Below are 16,410 nucleotides of genomic sequence, written 5' to 3' on the forward strand. Positions count from 1 at the left end.
CCTCCCAGGTGACATGGAGCCTACCCGGCTCCGCCACGGTCGGCGAGGCCGGCGGAAAGCACTGCACAAAACGCCGCATCGAGGAGTGCACACAACGCCCACCGGGGTGCACAGAACGCCGGAGAAGAACGTCGCTCCCCGGGTGAATCTGGAACTCACCACCAACGGCGACGGGAGAGACATGACGTTCTTCGCACAAGAGACCTGGCACAGCCGGGGCTACCTCGGCGGCTGGATCCGCTTCGATCGGACGGCGGACGTCGTTTCGCCCTCCACCGGCGAGACCCTCGCCGAGGTCGGCATCGGCAGCCCGGCGGAGATGACCGAGGCCATCGAGCGCGCCGACGCCGCCCAGCGAGACTGGGAAGCTCTATCCGCCGAGCGCCGCGCGACGATCATGCGCACCGCGGCGGCGCTGCTCATCGAACACGGCGAGATCCTCGCCGAGTGGCTCACCGCCGAGGGCGGCGCCGCTCACGGCAAGGCCGCGTTCGAAGTCGGCCTCGTCACCGACGAACTGCACCTCGCCGCCGCCACCGCCACGATGCCGTACGGCGAGCTGCTCACCTCATCCCACCCTCGCCTGAGCCTGTCCCGCCGGCGGCCGGTCGGCACCGTCGGCGTCATCTCGCCGTTCAACTTCCCCGCGATCCTGGCCGCGCGCTCCGTCTTCCCCGCGCTCGCGCTCGGCAACGCCGTCGTCCTCAAGCCCGACCCCCGCACCGCGGTGTGCGGCGGGCTGTTCCTCGCCGCTCTCCTCGAGGCGGCAGGCCTGCCCGAGGGCGTGTTCTCCGTGATTCCCGGCGGCGTGGAGACGGCATCCGTCCTGATCGATCACCCGGCCGTGCCGGTGATCTCGTTCACGGGCTCGACGCAGGCGGGCCGCGCCATCGGCGAGCGCGCCGGACGCAACCTCAAGCGCGCGCATCTCGAGCTCGGCGGCAACAACGCCATGATCGTGATGCCCGACGTCGACGTCGCCGCCGCGGCATCTGCCGGCGCCTGGGGGTCGTTCCTGCACCAGGGCCAGATCTGCATGACGACCGGCCGCCACCTCGTGCACGCCGACGTCTACGACGAGTACGCCGAGCGCCTGGCCGAGAAGGCGCGCGGACTCACCGCCGGCGATCCGTCGACCGGCGCGCCACTCGGCCCGATCATCGATGCCGGTCAGCGCGACCGGATCCACGAGCTCGTGACATCGACGGCAGATGCCGGCGCCACCGTACTCGCCGGAGGCGAGTACACCGACCTCTTCTACCAGCCGACCGTGCTCGGCGAGGTCCGCACCGATCACCCGGCGTATGCGCAGGAGGTGTTCGGCCCGGTAGCCCCGCTGCTGCGGTTCGAGGACCTCGATGAGGCGATCGACCTGGTCAACGCCAGCGAGTACGGCCTATCCGTCGCGATCCTCGCCGGCGACGCCTTCCGCGCCTACGAGCTGGCCGACCGCATCGACGCCGGCATCCTGCACATCAACGACCAGACCGTCGACGACGAGGCACAGGCGCCGTTCGGAGGCACCCGCAACTCCGGCACCGGCGCCCGATTCGGTGGGCACGCCGCGAACATCGAAGCGTTCACCGACACCCAGTGGGTCACGATGCAGTCCCACATCCAGCCGTACCCGTTCTGACCCACCCGGTGACACCACCCGCCCTGCAACACCACCACCCTGCAAGACCAAGAGAGAGGAAGTGCGAAGATGCACCGTTCAACCCGTACCGCCCTGCGATCCGCCGCGCTCGTCGCGGCAGGAGCACTGCTGCTGACCTCCTGTTCCGCCGCGGAGCCCGACACCTCGGACGAGCCGGCTCCGGGCGGCTCCGGCGCTGTCGAGGCGGCCGATGAGTTCCTGCAGCCCTGGCTCGGCGGCAGCGACAAGAACCTGCTGATCGACGAACCGCTCAGCGCGCCGATCGAACCCGGTACGCACGTCGTCTACCTCGACGTCGGCACCCCGGTCAGCGCCGTGATGTGGAACAACCTGCAGGCGCCGGCCGAGCTGCTCGGCCTCGAACTCGAACGCGTCGAGACCGGCCGCGACGCACAGAGCATCAACGCGGCGATGAACACCGTCGTCGAGCTCGATCCTGACGGCGTCATCAACATCACCCTCGACCCGATCTTCTTCGAGGGGCAGATCGCGCAGCTCGAAGAGGCCGGCATCCCGATGGCCAGCGGCTCGGTGATGAACACCGTCGAGTTCGGGCTTCCCGAGGCGTTCAACGGTCCCGATTGGATGACGCTGAACGGCGAGGTGCTCGGCGCTGCCGCGATCTCGCGCTCCGGCGGTGCCGAGGAGTTCGTGTTCTACAACGTGCCGGAGTTCCCGTTCTCGTCGTACGAACTCGACGGCGCCGAGTCGCGCATCGCCGAGCTGTGCCCCGAGTGCACGATGCGCGTCGTCGACATCCCGATCGCCGAGCTCGGCTCCACGGCCGCCGACCGCGTGGTCAGCGACCTGCAGGCGAACCCGCAGACCGAGTACTTCATCGCGGCGGTCGACGAGGTCCAGATCGGCCTGCCGCAGAAGCTCTCGCTCGCGGGACTCGACGTCGACGGCATCGCCATGTGGCCGGCCCCGCCGAACTACGAGCAGATCGCAGCCGGCGATCAGGACGCGACGCTGTCGGTCGATCTGAACCTGATGATGTGGACGGTGCTCGACCAGCTGCTGCGCGAGATGAACGGCGACTCCTACGAGTGGCCCGACGCGCAGACGCGCGCCTCGACCCTCACGCGCATCACGGACGATTCGAACGCCCCGGAGGACCCCGTGCTCGGCTACGTGGGCATCGACGACTACCAGGATCGCTTCGCCGCGAACTGGCTCGTCGACTGACCCTGCCCCCTCCCGAAAGGATCACTCATGACGGCTCCCCTGCTGCAGGTCGCAGGCCTGCTGAAGGCCTTCCCCGGGCTGACTGCGCTCGACCACGTCGATCTCGACGTGCACTCCGGCGAGATCGTGGCCATCGTCGGCCACAACGGCTCCGGCAAGTCGACGCTCATGAAGATCCTCGCGGGCGTGTACACCGCGGACGGCGGAACCATCGAAACCGCCCCTGGCACCGAGCTGCACTTCATCCACCAGGACCTGGCCCTGGTCGAGCAGCTCTCCGCCGCGGAGAACCTCGCGCTGCGACGGGGTGAGGGCCGCGCTGCTCTCACCCCGTACCGCACGCGTCAGGTGCAGAACCGTGCCCGCGAGCTCGTCTCACGCTTCGGGCCGCCGTTCGACGTGACCTGCCCGCTGCACCGGCTCACCCCGGCGCAGCGGGCGGTGGTCGCGATCAGCAGAGCGATGGACGGCTGGACGCACTCGCGGAACGTCCTGTTCCTCGACGAGCCGACCGAGTCGCTGCACCGCACCGAGGTCGAGGTGCTGTTCGAGGCGGTCCGCCGCCTCGCCGCGGACGGCGCCGGCATCGTCTTCGTCTCGCACCGTCTGGACGAGGTCCGATCGCTGGCGCACCGCATCGTCGGACTGCGCGACGGCCGCAAGGTCGCGGACCGCCCCGTTGACGAGATGAACGAGGGCCACCTCGTCGAAATCGTCACCGGTGTCGAGACCGCGGATGCCGCGGAGCGCGCACATCGCGAACGCGGCGAGCTCGCGCTCCAGGTGCGCGGCCTTCGCGGCGGGTCGGTCGAGTCGCTCGACCTCACGCTGTACGCCGGCGAGATCGTGGGTGTGGCCGGCACACTCGGCTCGGGGCGCGAAGCCGTGCCGGGCCTGCTGTACGGCGCGGCGGATGCCGAGGCATCCGAGTTCGCGGTCGACGGAACCGCCTACGACCGCCGCTCTCCGGCACGGAGCCTGGAACGCGGGATCACCTTCGCCCCCGCCGACCGCGGACGCCTCGCAGTGGTGCGCGACATGAGCGCACGCGAGAACTTCACCCTGCCGCACCTGGCCCGCACCACGCGCGCGTTCGCACCGATCGCGGCCGGCGGCGAGCGCGCCGAGACCACGACGGCGTTCGCGCAGTACGACGTGCGCCCGGCGCGCACCGAGCAGCGCATCTCGCTGTTCAGCGGCGGCAACCAGCAGAAGATCGTCATGGCGAAGTCGATGCACCACCGTCCGAAGGTGCTGCTCCTCGATGAGCCGACCCAGGGCGTCGACGTCGGCGCCAAGGCGGCGATCTACACCGCGATCGAGCGCGGTGCCGCGGACGGCACTGCTGTGCTGGTCAGCTCCTCCGACGCCAAGGAGCTCGCTCTGCTCTGCGATCGCGTGATCGTCATGCGCGACGGCGTCGCCGGCGCCGAGCTCAGCGGCGATGGCCTCACCGAACGCCGGCTCGTCGCCGAGGCGTACGGACTGCCCTGATCGCAGCATCCACGATCTGACCCCCTCACACCGAAAGCACTCGTCACCCGAAGGAGCTCCCGTGACCGTCACCCGAGCCGACATCGCCCACGCACTGTCGTTCCGCAGCATCAGCGCGCTGTACATCCTCGCGATCCTGTTCATCGTGTTCTCGCTGTGGATCCCCGAGAAGTTCCTGCAACCCGGCGTCTGGCGGTCGCTGCTGGATGCCGAGGCACTGACCGGGATCGCCGCGCTCGCGGCCCTCATCCCGCTCACCGCCGGCGCCCTGAACCTCGCGATCGGCGCGCAGGTCGGCTTCTGTGCGATCCTGTCCGCGTTCCTGCTCGGCAAGATGCACCTGCCGATCGCCCTGCAGCTGCCGGCCGTGATCGTCGTGGGCGGACTGATCGGGCTCGTGACGGCTCTGGTGATCGCCCGGCTGAAGGTCGAGCCGATCATCGCCACGCTCGGCATGAGCTCGATCCTGCTCGCCGGCATGGCCTGGGTCTCGAACAGCCAGCAGATCCTCGGCCTCGACCCCGCCTACCGCGAAATCGCAGCCGCCCAGTTCGCCGGGATCACGGTGCCGGTGTGGGTGCTGCTGGCCGTGGCCATCGTCAGCTGGTACGTGCTGGAGCGCACGCCGACAGGGCGACGCCTGTACGCCGTCGGCTTCAATCCCGAGTCCGCCCGCCTCGCCGGCATCGGCGTGGAGCGCCTGCAGATCGGCAGCCTCGTCGCGGGCGGCGCACTCGCCGCGCTGGCCGGCGCGCTGCTCACCAGCCGGCTCAACGCCGGCGATCCGACCGTCGGGCCGAGTTTCCTGCTCCCCGCGCTCACTGCGGTTTTCCTGGGGTCGACGCAGTTCAAGGGCGGGCGCTTCAATGTGCTCGGCACGATCGTCGCGATGTACGTGCTGGCCGTCGGAATCAAGGGGCTGCAGCTCGCCGGCTCCCCCCGATGGGTCAACGACCTGTTCTACGGGCTGTCGCTGCTCCTCGCGGTCGCGCTGTCGCAGTGGGAGAAGACCTCACGGCGCAGCTCGGCCATCGGCCGCGTGGTCGACGGACTGAAGCGGAAGCCGAAGACCCCGGCGTAGTCAGCGCGGCACAGCATGGGCTAGATTGTCGACAATCTTGCTCACCGAGAGGAACCTCGAGTGCCCGACAACTCAGACGTCCGTGACCAGCTGCGGGAGGCGATCCTGCGGGGCGCCTACGCACCGCGCCAGCGCCTGATCGAGGCCGACCTCGCCGAGGAGTACGGCGCGAGCCGCTTCACGCTGCGCAACGCCCTGATCCAGCTCGCTTCCGAAGGGCTGGTCGAATTGCAGCCCAACCGGGGGGCACGGGTCCGGGAGATCACGGCCGAAGAGGCGATCGAGATCACCGAGATCCGACAGGCCGTGGAGAGCCTGGTCGCGGCTCGCGCGGCGGAGAAGGTGACCGACGAGCAGATCGCCTTCCTCCGTCAGGTCGGCGATGACATGCGCACCGCGGTGGACCAGAACGACTTCATGCGCTACTCGGAGCTCAACTCGACGCTGCACTCGACCCTTCGCGACATCGCGGACCATTCGGCGTCCACCCGGGTTCTCGAGCAGCTTCACGGCCAGATGGTGCGACACCAGTTCCGGCTGTTCCTCGTGCCGGGTCGCCCGAGCCTGTCGCTGCCGGAGCACCTGGCGATCATCGAGGGAGTGTGCGCGCGGAATCCCGAGGCCGCCGGTGACGCGATGTCGGTTCACGTCGGAAGCGTCATCACGACGCTGCGGTCGTTCGCCGAGGCTCCCGCCGTGCGCTGAGGCGTCCAGCGCCGATTGTTATCAATCTCGCGAACATTATTGACAACGCCGCCTGATCCTCGATAGCTTCGGGCCATCGAGCGATCACGGTCGCTCGCCATACCCCTTTCACACAACGGAGTGACATGAAAAAGGCAGGCTTCTTCGCCCTCGCGGCGATCACGGCGCTGGTTCTGACCGGATGCACCGACTCGGATGCCCCCACGAGCGGAGGTTCCGGCGATGCAGACTCCGGGAGCTCGGCGGACCTGATCCCGGTCACGGTCGGCGTGATCCCGATCGCAGACACCGCCCCGATCTACGTCGGCGACGAGCAGGGCTTCTTCGAGGAAGAGGGCATCGACCTCACCATCGAGACCGCGACCGGCGGCGCGGCCATCGTTCCGGCCGTCGTCTCCGGCGACTACGAGTTCGGCTTCAGCAACCAGCTTTCGCTCATGGTCGCGGCCGACCAGGGTCTCGACATCAAGATGGTCAGCTCCGCCGTCGCCACCACCGGTGACACCTCGAAGGACATGGGCGCGGTCATCACAAAGCCCGATTCCGGCATCGCGTCGCCGGCGGATCTCGCAGGCAAGACCGTCTCGAGCAACAGCGTCGGCAACATCAACGACACCGCGGTGCGGTCGGTCGTCGACGAGGCTGGCGCGGACTCCTCCACGATCGACTTCGTCGAGGTGCCGTTCCCCGACGCGATCGCCGCCGTCGAGAACGACCAGGTGGATGCCGCGTTCGTCGTCGAGCCCTTCGTGACCGCCGCCACCGAGGCCGGCCTCGAAGTCGTCACCTACGCCTACGCCGACTTCGACCCCAAGCTCGACATCGCCGCGTACTTCGCGCTGAGCAGCGTCGACGCCGAGCTTCTCGAGAAGTTCCAGTCCGCGATGCAGAAGTCGCTCGAATTCGCCGACGCCAACCCCGACGTCGTCCGCGAGATCATGGGCACCTACACGAAGACCGACCCCGCCGTCTTGGCCGAGATCACACTGCCCAAGTACCCCACCGAATTCGACCGCGCCTCCAGCGAGAAGCTCGCCGCCGCGGCCGTGGAGTACGGCGTCCTGAAGGCCGAGCCGGACTTCGACAGCCTGCTGCCGTGACAGCCCTCCTCAACACGGTGACCGAGGTGCGGCGGCTCCGCCGCCGCACCTCCTCCGGGGCGGGAGCGTGGCTGGGCGCCGTCGGCGTGGTCGCCTTCCTCGGACTGTGGGAGACGGTCTCGCGGCTGGGCCTGGTCGACACCCGGTTCGTGCCGCCCGCCAGCGAGGTCCTCGTCCGGTTCGGGCAGTACGTCGTCGACAGGGCCTTCTGGCGCGATGTCGGCTCCACCGTGCTCAGCTGGTCGCTCGGCCTGCTCATCGCGGTCGTCGCGGCCACGGTGATCGGCTTCCTCATCGGATCCAGCCGCTTCCTCGAGCGCCTGACCCACTCGACCATCGAGTTCCTGCGCCCGGTACCGTCCGTGGCCCTGATCCCGCTGGCCGTGCTGCTGTTCGGCACGAAGATCCAGGCAGGTCTTCTCCTGATCGTCTACGCAGCGTTCTGGCAGGTGCTGATCCAGGTCATCTACGGAGCGAAGGACGTCGACCCCGTCGCGGATGCCACGGCCCGCAGCTACGGGCTCAGCAGATTCCAGCGCATCCGCCACGTCACATGGCCGACCGCGCTGCCGTACCTCATGACCGGTGTGCGCCTTGCTGCCGCCGTCGCGCTGATCCTCGCGATCACCGCCGAGCTGATCATCGGCACCCCCGGCCTCGGCAAGCAGATCGCCGAGACCCGCGAAGGCGGGGCGATCACGAGCATGTACGCCCTGATCCTCGCGACCGGCCTCATCGGCGTCGCGATCAACCTGGTCGCGCGATTCGTCGAACGCCGCGTGCTCGCGTGGCACACCTCGGTGCGAATGGATGTGGCCGGATGAAGCTCCTCACCTCCCTCTTCTTCCTGCTCGCTCTTCCGATCGTCCTGATCCTGCTGTGGTGGCTCTCGACGATCGTCAGTCCCAGCTTCTTCGTGCCGACCCCGGGCGAGCTGATCACCACGTTCTTCGACACCTGGTTCGGCGAACGCTTCACCGAGGACGTGCTGCCCAGCATCGGGCGCCTGTTCCTCGGGATCGCCGGCTCGATCATCGTCGGCGTCGGACTCGGTCTCGTGATCGGATCCTTCAAGCCGGTGCGGCAGCTGCTCGAGCCGCTGCTGGAGTTCTTCCGCGCGATCCCGCCGCCGGTGCTGCTGCCGCTGCTGATGATCATCATCGGCGTCAACTGGCGGATGCAGGTGTTCGTGATCATCTTCGGCTCGCTGTGGCCGGTGCTGCTGAACACCGTCGAGGGCGTCCGCGCCACCGACGAGGTGCAGCGTGACACGGCGCGCAGCTACGGCCTGGGCCGCATGGCGCGCCTGCGATACCTGATCCTCCCCGCGGCGGCGCCGCAGATCCTGGCGGGCATCCGCCAGTGCCTGTCGATCGCCCTGATCCTGATGGTGATCTCTGAGCTCTGGTACACCTCTGCCGGCCTCGGCTTCACCATCGTCCAATTCCAGCGCAATTTCGCCATCCCCGAGATGTGGAGCGGCATCCTGCTGCTGGGTCTGATCGGTCTCGGCCTGGCGGTCCTGTTCCGCTACACCGAGCGCTACATCCTCCGCTGGTACCACGGATTGAGAGAAGTCCAACGTGAGTCCTGAGAACACCACCACCCCCGTCCTCCTCGTCGAGGGCCTGCGCAAGATCTACCCCGCGCCGACGCCGCAGGCCGACGCCGTCGAGGCGATCCGCGATCTGACCTTCAGCATCCCCCAGGGGCAGCTGGTCTGCATCGTCGGCCCGTCCGGCGCCGGCAAGACCACGCTGCTGAAGTGCATCGCCGGTCTCCTGCCCGCCACAGCGGGGCGCCTCGAGCTCGAAGGCAAGGCCATCACCGGTCCGCCGAAGACCATGGCGGTCGTCTTCCAGGAGTACGGGCGCAGCCTGTACCCGTGGATGAGCGTGCAGGCCAACGTCGAGCTGCCGCTGAAGAGCGCCGGCATCCCGAAGGTGGAGCGCCAGCAGCGCTGCACCGAGGCCCTGGAGGCCGTCGGCCTGTCGGACGCGGCGGACAAGTATCCGTGGCAGCTGTCGGGCGGCATGCAGCAGCGCGTCGCGATCGCGCGCGCCGTGGCGTACCGGCCCCAGATCCTGCTGATGGACGAGCCCTTCGCGGCGGTCGACGCGCAGACCCGCGCCGACCTGGAGGACCTGGTCCGCAAGATCTGGAAGGAACTCGGCGTCACGGTGCTGTTCGTCACGCACGACATCGACGAATCGGTGTACCTGGGTCAGCGCGTGATCGTCCTGTCGAACCGTCCGACGGTCGTGCAGGACGACGTCACGATCGACCTCCCGGACGAGCGCGATCAGCTGTCCACCCGGTCCGACCCGCGATTCGTGGAACTGCGCCATCACATCTACGGTGAGATCCAGCGAGCGAAGAACAACGCCGGCGGTCAGGAGCAGGGCAAGAGCGCCTGACGCGCCGACGCACATTCCTCAGGTCGCAGTTTCTGCCGCTACGGCATGCTCAAAACGGCGGAAACTGCGACCTGAACCTGCGTGAGAGGACCGAGATGAGCCAGCGCGAGCGCCGACCCCTGGTCTTCGCGATCGTCGCGCTGTGCCTGGTCGCGACGCTCATGCGTCCGGCTGTGACGGCGGTCGGCCCGGTGATCGACCGGATCTCTCAGGACACCGGCATCCCGCTCGCCCTGCTGGGCTCGCTGCCGACGATCGTCCTGATCACCTGGGCGATCGTCTCGCCGTTCGCGCACGGCTTCGGACGCCGACTCGGGCTCGGCGGCGCCGTTCTGGCCGCGATGGGGCTGCTCGCCGTGGGTGCGATCGTGCGCTCCCTTCCGGGTTCCGCCGCCTGGCTGTGGATCGGCACGGCGATCATCGGCGTCGCCCTGGCGATCGGCAATGTGCTGCTGCCCGCCGTGATCAAGCGCGACTTCCCGCTGCGCGTGCCGATGATGATGGGCGTCTACTCGGCGATCCTCGGCGGTGCGGGTGCCGTGGCATCCGGCCTCGCGGTGCCGATCGCGAACGCTGCCGGCGCCGACACCGGCACCGGCTGGCGGCTGTCGCTCCTGCTGACCGGAGCCGCCGTCGCCCCACTCGCGCTTCTCGCGTGGTGGCTCGTCAGCAGGCACGAGATGCGGGCGATGCGCGCAGCAGCGCCGCTGCCGGCATCTCGTCTGGGGATCTGGCGCGACCCGATCGCCTGGCAGGTCGCCGGGTACATGGGGGTGCAGTCGACCACCTTCTACGTGCTGGTCACCTGGATCGCGACGATGTCGCTGGATGCCGGGCGCAGCGACACTCTCGCCGGCATAGACGTGATGGTCTATCAGGTCTTCTCTCTGGTCGGCTCGCTCACGGTCGCCCTCGCCATGCGCGGGCGTGGCGCGCGCCTGACGCCGGCGGCGCTCCCCCTGCTCGGCATCGCCGGGATCGCGGGTCTCATGCTCTGGCCGGATGCCATCGGCCTCTGGGTCGTGCCGCTCGGGGTGTTCTCCGGCATGTCGCTCGGCGTCTCGCTGACGCTGATGGCCGAACGCGCCCGCGATCACAGCGCATCCTCTGCACTGTCGGGGATGTCGCAGGCCGTGGGCTACGCGATCGCCGCGGTGGGGCCGGCGCTGTTCGGTGCGGTGCATGCGCTCACCGGCAGCTGGACGCTCGCGCTGGTGATCCTGCTCGTCACGATGACGCTGCAGGGGTGGATCGGCGTGTACGCCGCGCGCGACCGGTACGTGCTGGAGCCGCGCTGAGGGTCACTCCTCGGCGGCGCGGGTGGCCTTGCGGTCGGCGATCAGCGTTTCGCGCACTCTGCGGCGCAGCACCTTGCCGATGAGTGAGGTGGGCAGCTCCTCCCACACGACGTAGGCGCTGGGACGCTTGTACTCGGCGAGGTGCGCGCGTGCCGTCTCGCGGGCGGCATCCTCGTCGAAGCTCGCGCCGTCCTCGAGAACCACCACGGCCGTGACGACCTCTGCTCCGCTGCCGCGCGGCATGCCGACGACGGCGGATGCCGCGACACCGGGCACCGTCACCAACACCAGTTCGACCTCGCTGGGCGAGACGTTGAAACCGCCGGTGATGATGATCTCCTTCTTGCGGTCGACGACCGTGACGAATCCGTCGTCGTCCTGGACGACGAGATCGCCGGTGCGCAGCCAGCCGCCCTCGAGCAAGGTCGCCGCGGTCTCCTCGGGTCGGTTCCAGTACCCCTGGAACACCTGCGGCCCGTGGATGAGCAGCTCGCCCGACTCTCCGAGCGCGACCTCACGGGTCGGCTCGTTCGGATCGACGACCTTGATGTCGGTGGACGGGAACGGGATGCCGATGGCACCGATCCTGCGGTGATCGGTGAAGGGGTTCGCGAGTGCGACGGGACTCGTCTCGGTGAGCCCGTAGCCCTCGTTGAGCATGCTTTCCGCTTGGTCCTCCCAGCGCTTGACGATCGCGGGCGTGAGGGTCATCGCGCCCGAGATGGCGTAGACCACGCCCGAGAGATCGAGCTTGCCCTCCTTGGCCACACGGGCCAGCCGGTCGAACATCGGGGGCACGGCGGGCACGAAGGTCGGCGGGAACTTTTTCGCCGCCTTCTCGACCAGCTCGGGGTCGAAGGTCGGGAACAGCACGGCGCAGGAGCCGGTCTCGACCGAGTAGATGACCGAGAGCAGAACGCCGAAGGAGTGGAACATCGGCAGCAGTCCGTAGATGCGCCCATCGCCGCGGGTGAAGTCCGGCATCCACGCCGCGCCCTGACGGGCGTTCGCCCACAGGTTCGCATGCGTGATCATGGCGCCCTTCGGGGTGCCGGTGGTGCCGGAGGTGTACTGCAGGCAGGCGAGATCGCCGGCTTTCGGACGCGGATGGGACGCCGGAAGCGGTGCGCTCTTCTCGAGCTTCGCGAACGGGATCGCGCCCGGTGCGGGCGCGGTCAGCTTCGCGCGGGACTCGCGGGCCTTTGCGATGGGGAGGCTGAGCGCGAGTCGCGTGGTGAAGGGCATCGCGCGGGTGACGTCGACGGCGACGATGCGGCGCGGGCGGATGCCGTCGGGCAGTGCACGCAGCGTCGGCACGACCTTGTCCCAGGTGATGACGACGTCCGCGCCGTGGTCGCGGAACTGCACCTCGAGCTCATCGCGGGTGTAGAGCGGGTTGTGCTCGACGACGACGGCGCCCAGGCGCAGCACGGCGTAGAAGGCGATGACGTGCTGGGGAGCGTTGGGCATGATCAGCGCAACGCGGTCGCCGGCCTTCACTCCCATCTCGCGCAGGCCGTTCGCCACGCGGGAGACGCGGTCGCCGAGCTCGCGGTAGGTCAGCGTGCGATCGAAGAAGGCGATCGCGGGACGATCGGACCATTGCGCGACGCGCTCGTCGAGCAGATCGCTGAGAGAGCCTGCGACCGGTTCGATGTCGATCGGGGTGCCCGGGGCGTAGAAGCGGTTCCAGGCACGCGTCTCGTTCAGCTGCATGCGAAAAGCCTACGCGGGCGCGGCGGGCGGATGGATCGGCTTCGACTCGCCTCCGGCTCGCTCAGCCCGTTTCGTCTGCGCGGCCTGCGGCCGCTTCGCTCAACGACCCGCGGGGGCCCGTTCCTCTCACCCAGCCGCCTCCTCGCACCGTGGTGAACGGCAGGACCAGACGCGAGGGGTGCTCGGCGTCGCGGTAGACCTTGTGCGTGACGGGGCGGCCCACCGGCAGGTGGAACGCGTCGGGCGGCAGCAGCGCATTGTGCTCGTCGGCCAGCGGCTCGGCGTTCGACAGCTCCGCGATCAGCCGGTGCCCCGGCAGCAGCGTCGCCGCGAACGGATAGATCCGCAGCACGTACTCCTCGATCTTCCCCTGCTCGACTGGAACCGCACGCGTGTGCGGGTGGATCGGGCTGCCCTCCGAGCTCTGCGAGAGGTCGAGCTCGCGGTGTGACGCCTTGAGATACGCGCTCGTCAGAAGTTGCCGCTTGCCGCCCGGCGCCTCGTCCCAGAACCGCATGATCAAGTTCGTGTCGGGCTGGTCGATCTCGACGAACAGGTGCGCAGCTCCCGTGCCGATCATCTCGACCGGCTCCTCGAACACCGGCGTTGCCCAGCGCAGCACCTCGACCTTGTCTGTCACCGTGAGCGGCGCCTGGTAGAAGCCGTCCGGGGCGGCTGCGGTGGCATCCATCGTCTCGGGCTCGGACGACAGGCGACCGCGCGTGCGCAAGTAGAGCGGCTTGTACTCGACGGGCTTCGGCGGGAATGCGTCGCCCTCCGCGTACTCGCGCGTGCCCTCCACGAAGACGCTCACCGGCGGCTCATCCATCACGCCGTTGTCGATGCCCTTGATCCAGTAGTCGTACCAGCGGAACATCTTGTCGTGCTCCTCGACCCACGGCCGGGACTGCATCGGCGGGTAGGAACCGATCGTCAGCTTCTTCGGGCCGCCGAGCCGGTTGAACGTCTCGATCGTGCCGTCGATGGTCCAGCCTCGACCCTGGTCGATCTGCAGCCACACCGGCACCTCGACCTGAGAGGCCAGGTTCACGGGGTTGCGCTCCTCGTACCACTCGCCGTCGAGCTCGTTGGTGATGATGTCGAACCACGCCTCGTGGTTCGACGGGTAGTGCAGCGTGTGCACGAGGTTCGGCCACGCCTGCACGTCCGGATCGGCGAGGCGCGCGGCAACGCGGGCCTTGACGTCCTCGTCCGAGAGCGTCTCCAGCATCCGGCTCTTGACCCGATCCGTGAACGCCCATCCGCTGTCGCCGCCGCGTCCCTCGCGGGCGGCACGCGGCATGAACCACATGATGCCGCCGTGGTAGGTCGTCTCGTAGAAGTCGTAGTGCCCGCCCGAGATGAACAGCGCCTTGAGGTGCGGCGGACGCTCTGCGGCGGCCAGCAGCTGCATGGAGCCGAAGTACGAGATGCCGATCATGCCGACGCGGCCGTCGCACCAGGGCTGCGCGGCGACCCACTCGATGAAGTCGTGGGCGTCCTCACCCAGCGAGACGCCCCCGGCGTTGTAGTTGCCGATGTGCTCGCCCTCTGATCCGCCCGACCCGCGCAGGTCGCCGATCACATGCACGTACCCCTCATCGACCACCCGCGCGATGTCGCCGGCCTCGATGCAGCCGTCCCACATCGGCGAGGGGCGCCGCTGCGGCGGCATCGTCAGCGCGAGTGCCTGCAGCTCCTTGCCGTAGGGGCTCAGCGCGACGAGCGCGGGGCGGGGCTCATCGGCGGATGCGCCGTACGCGTCGGCGACGAGGGCTGCGCCGTCGCGCATGGGGACGCGCAGGTCCTTGTGGACTTCGAAGGAGCGCCCTCCGGCGGCGATGGTGCGGATGGTCATGACTGTGCTCCTGACTCGGCGGCGAGTGATTCAGCGCGGAACTGCGTGACGTACGCGTTCATGGTGGTGAAGAAGGGGGCCGGCTCCAGCGTCGGGTCGCCGGTGTAGCCGAGCTCCTCCGCGATCGTCTCGAACGGCGAGTAGGGCGACTCGGTCTCGATCAGCCCGTCCGCCAAGTGCGCCAGGACGGCGGAGCGGATCCGGGCCTCGTTATCGATCGAACCCTGGATCGCCTCGAGTGCGTCGGCGGCATCCAGCACCTCGGGGAACGGCGAGCCGTCGGCGCGCCGGTACGGGTGTCCCAGGTACAGACGCTCGGGATGGATCTCATCGCGCAGGAACTCCAGGCTCGCACGGTACCGGTCGGGGTCCTCATACCCCGGGAACCCGGATGCCGCACCGTACGCCTGCACGGCGTCGCCGACGAACACGTCGCGGGTCTGCTCGACCACGTACGCGACCGCACCGATGGTGTGACCGGGGATCGAGTGCGCGGCTACGGGGGCGCCGCCACCGAGGTCGAGCACCTCACCGCCGTCGAGGACGACAGTGGGCTCCATCTCACCCGAGATCGCCTCACGCAGCTGAGCCCCCTGCTTGGCCTCGCCCTCGGGATCGGTCAGCCAGCGGCCTCGGCCCGCGCGCCATTCCGCGACGTGCGCCTCGCGCGAGCGGAGCATCGGTGCGTCGGCCCGGTGGATGATGACCTCGGCCCTGCGCCCGGTGAGCTCCCACAGCGCATGCGCGCCGCCGACGTGGTCGATGTGCCCGTGCGTCAGGAGGATCCAGCGTACGTCCTCGATGCGGCGGCCGATGGCGTCGAGACCTGCGCGCATGCCGTCGATCGACTCTGTGACACCGGTGTCGACGATCGCCGGCTCCGGCGCGTCGATGAAGAAGCTGCGCAGGCCGAACCGGCCCCACGGAGCGACGAGCGGGTGGATGTCGACCATCACTCGCCCCGAAGGAACGCGGCGGTCTCGGCGAAGGCCGCACCGTACTCGGGCAACCAGGAGAAGTGCTGCACGAATCCGTGCCCCGCACCGTCGTATCGGTGCACGACGGTCGGCACTCCGGCATCCGCCAGCCGCTGACCGTACAGCTCGCCCTCGTCGCGCATCGGGTCGAACTCGCCGGTGAGGATGAGCGCGGGCGGCAGCCCCGACAGATCCGAGCGTTTGATCGGCGAGACGCGCGGATCGAGCGGGTCGGCGCCGCTTTCGAAGTAGAACGCGTTGAACGGCGCGATGCCCGCGGTCTCCATGCCGTAGCCGGTGGCGTTCTCGACCATCGACGGGTAGTGCTGGTCGTCGAGGTCGGCAATCAGGTCGAGGTCGACCGACGGGTAATAGAGCACCTGATGGGTGATCCGATCGATGCCGCGGTCATGCAGCAGTGATGCCACGACGGTGGCGAGCGTGCCACCCGAGCTGTCTCCGACGACCGCGAGAGTCGTACCGTCCCACCCGGCAGACTCGCCCTCTGCAAGAAGCCACTCCACGACGCCGATCACGTCATCGATCGCGGCGGGGAACGGATGCTCCGGCACCAGGCGGTATCCCACCGAGAACACCCGCAGTCCGGTGGCCGTCGCCAGCCGGCGGGCGATGTGATCGTGCGTGTCCAGGCTCCCGAGGAAGTACGCCCCGCCGTGGATGTAGACGATGGCGCCCGTCTCGGCATCCTTCTGCGCGTAGACCCGCACCGGCACGTCACCGGCGGGCGTCGGAACGACGCGCTCCGAGACGTGCGCGACCGGGTGACGATCCTCGAGCGCCGGCACCTGCTCCTCGTCACCCGCGCGCATCGCAGCGGGGTCGAGCGGTCCGGGCTCCTCATGGGGGCAGGACGCCAGGATGCTGGCGATCTCGGGGTGAAGGGGCATATGTCCGTCTC

At 68.9% G+C, this 16,410-nt stretch carries 14 protein-coding genes; 10 read left to right on the plus strand and 4 right to left on the minus strand.

Translation table 11 applies throughout. From position 1 onward, the window contains the following. Nucleotides 1-181 precede the first annotated feature (181 nt). The 10 genes from IM776_RS15075 (at nucleotide 182) to IM776_RS15120 (ending at nucleotide 10,940) form a co-directional block, all read left to right on the plus strand. Nucleotides 182-1,636, plus strand: coding sequence for an aldehyde dehydrogenase family protein (locus IM776_RS15075; protein ID WP_194420948.1), 1,455 nt, complete (start codon nucleotides 182-184; stop codon nucleotides 1,634-1,636). Between the two features lie 69 nt (nucleotides 1,637-1,705). Beyond that, the gene (locus IM776_RS15080) at nucleotides 1,706-2,845 is read left to right on the plus strand and encodes a sugar ABC transporter substrate-binding protein (protein ID WP_194420949.1); all 1,140 of its coding nucleotides are present in this window, start codon (nucleotides 1,706-1,708) and stop codon (nucleotides 2,843-2,845) included. A 27-nt stretch (nucleotides 2,846-2,872) separates the two neighbouring features. After that, complete coding sequence (locus IM776_RS15085; protein ID WP_194420950.1) at nucleotides 2,873-4,339, plus strand: sugar ABC transporter ATP-binding protein; 1,467 nt, start codon at nucleotides 2,873-2,875, stop codon at nucleotides 4,337-4,339. Between the two features lie 61 nt (nucleotides 4,340-4,400). Continuing rightward, the gene (locus IM776_RS15090; protein ID WP_194420951.1) at nucleotides 4,401-5,420 is read left to right on the plus strand and encodes an ABC transporter permease; all 1,020 of its coding nucleotides are present in this window, start codon (nucleotides 4,401-4,403) and stop codon (nucleotides 5,418-5,420) included. A 60-nt stretch (nucleotides 5,421-5,480) separates the two neighbouring features. Further along, complete coding sequence (locus tag IM776_RS15095) at nucleotides 5,481-6,125, plus strand: GntR family transcriptional regulator (protein ID WP_194420952.1); 645 nt, start codon at nucleotides 5,481-5,483, stop codon at nucleotides 6,123-6,125. Between the two features lie 125 nt (nucleotides 6,126-6,250). Continuing rightward, nucleotides 6,251-7,225: an ABC transporter substrate-binding protein gene (locus IM776_RS15100; RefSeq protein WP_194420953.1), complete on the plus strand. Its 975-nt coding sequence runs from the start codon at nucleotides 6,251-6,253 to the stop codon at nucleotides 7,223-7,225. Next, on the plus strand, nucleotides 7,222-8,049 hold the full coding sequence (locus tag IM776_RS15105; protein WP_323740994.1) for an ABC transporter permease: 828 nt from the start codon (nucleotides 7,222-7,224) through the stop codon (nucleotides 8,047-8,049). The genes IM776_RS15100 and IM776_RS15105 overlap by 4 nt, the downstream gene beginning before the upstream one ends. Then, a complete protein-coding gene (locus IM776_RS15110) occupies nucleotides 8,046-8,819 on the plus strand; it encodes an ABC transporter permease (protein ID WP_194420954.1) in 774 nt (257 codons plus the stop codon). Before IM776_RS15105 ends, IM776_RS15110 begins: the two co-directional genes overlap by 4 nt. After that, entirely contained in the window at nucleotides 8,809-9,642 is an 834-nt protein-coding gene (locus IM776_RS15115; RefSeq protein ID WP_194420955.1) for an ABC transporter ATP-binding protein, read from the plus strand. Before IM776_RS15110 ends, IM776_RS15115 begins: the two co-directional genes overlap by 11 nt. A 95-nt stretch (nucleotides 9,643-9,737) precedes the next feature. After that, nucleotides 9,738-10,940, plus strand: coding sequence for an MFS transporter (locus IM776_RS15120; protein WP_228479796.1), 1,203 nt, complete (start codon nucleotides 9,738-9,740; stop codon nucleotides 10,938-10,940). Between the two features lie 3 nt (nucleotides 10,941-10,943). Here IM776_RS15120 and IM776_RS15125 read toward each other — a convergent pair whose 3' ends face one another. The 4 genes from IM776_RS15125 to IM776_RS15140 form a co-directional block, all read right to left on the minus strand. After that, nucleotides 10,944-12,656 (minus strand): long-chain-fatty-acid--CoA ligase, encoded by a 1,713-nt coding sequence (locus IM776_RS15125; protein WP_194420956.1) that lies wholly within the window; start codon nucleotides 12,654-12,656, stop codon nucleotides 10,944-10,946. A 61-nt stretch (nucleotides 12,657-12,717) separates the two neighbouring features. Next, complete coding sequence (locus tag IM776_RS15130) at nucleotides 12,718-14,514, minus strand: CocE/NonD family hydrolase (RefSeq protein ID WP_194420957.1); 1,797 nt, start codon at nucleotides 14,512-14,514, stop codon at nucleotides 12,718-12,720. Continuing rightward, nucleotides 14,511-15,467 carry an MBL fold metallo-hydrolase gene (locus tag IM776_RS15135; protein WP_194420958.1) on the minus strand — a complete coding sequence of 319 codons (957 nt, stop codon included), beginning with the start codon at nucleotides 15,465-15,467 and terminating at the stop codon, nucleotides 14,511-14,513. The genes IM776_RS15130 and IM776_RS15135 overlap by 4 nt, the downstream gene beginning before the upstream one ends. Beyond that, the gene (locus IM776_RS15140; protein WP_194420959.1) at nucleotides 15,467-16,399 is read right to left on the minus strand and encodes an alpha/beta hydrolase; all 933 of its coding nucleotides are present in this window, start codon (nucleotides 16,397-16,399) and stop codon (nucleotides 15,467-15,469) included. Before IM776_RS15140 ends, IM776_RS15135 begins: the two co-directional genes overlap by 1 nt. Nucleotides 16,400-16,410: the final 11 nt, after the last annotated feature.

The sequence above is a fragment of the Microbacterium abyssi genome, assembly GCF_015277895.1.
GTDB classification, from domain to species: domain Bacteria; phylum Actinomycetota; class Actinomycetes; order Actinomycetales; family Microbacteriaceae; genus Microbacterium; species Microbacterium abyssi.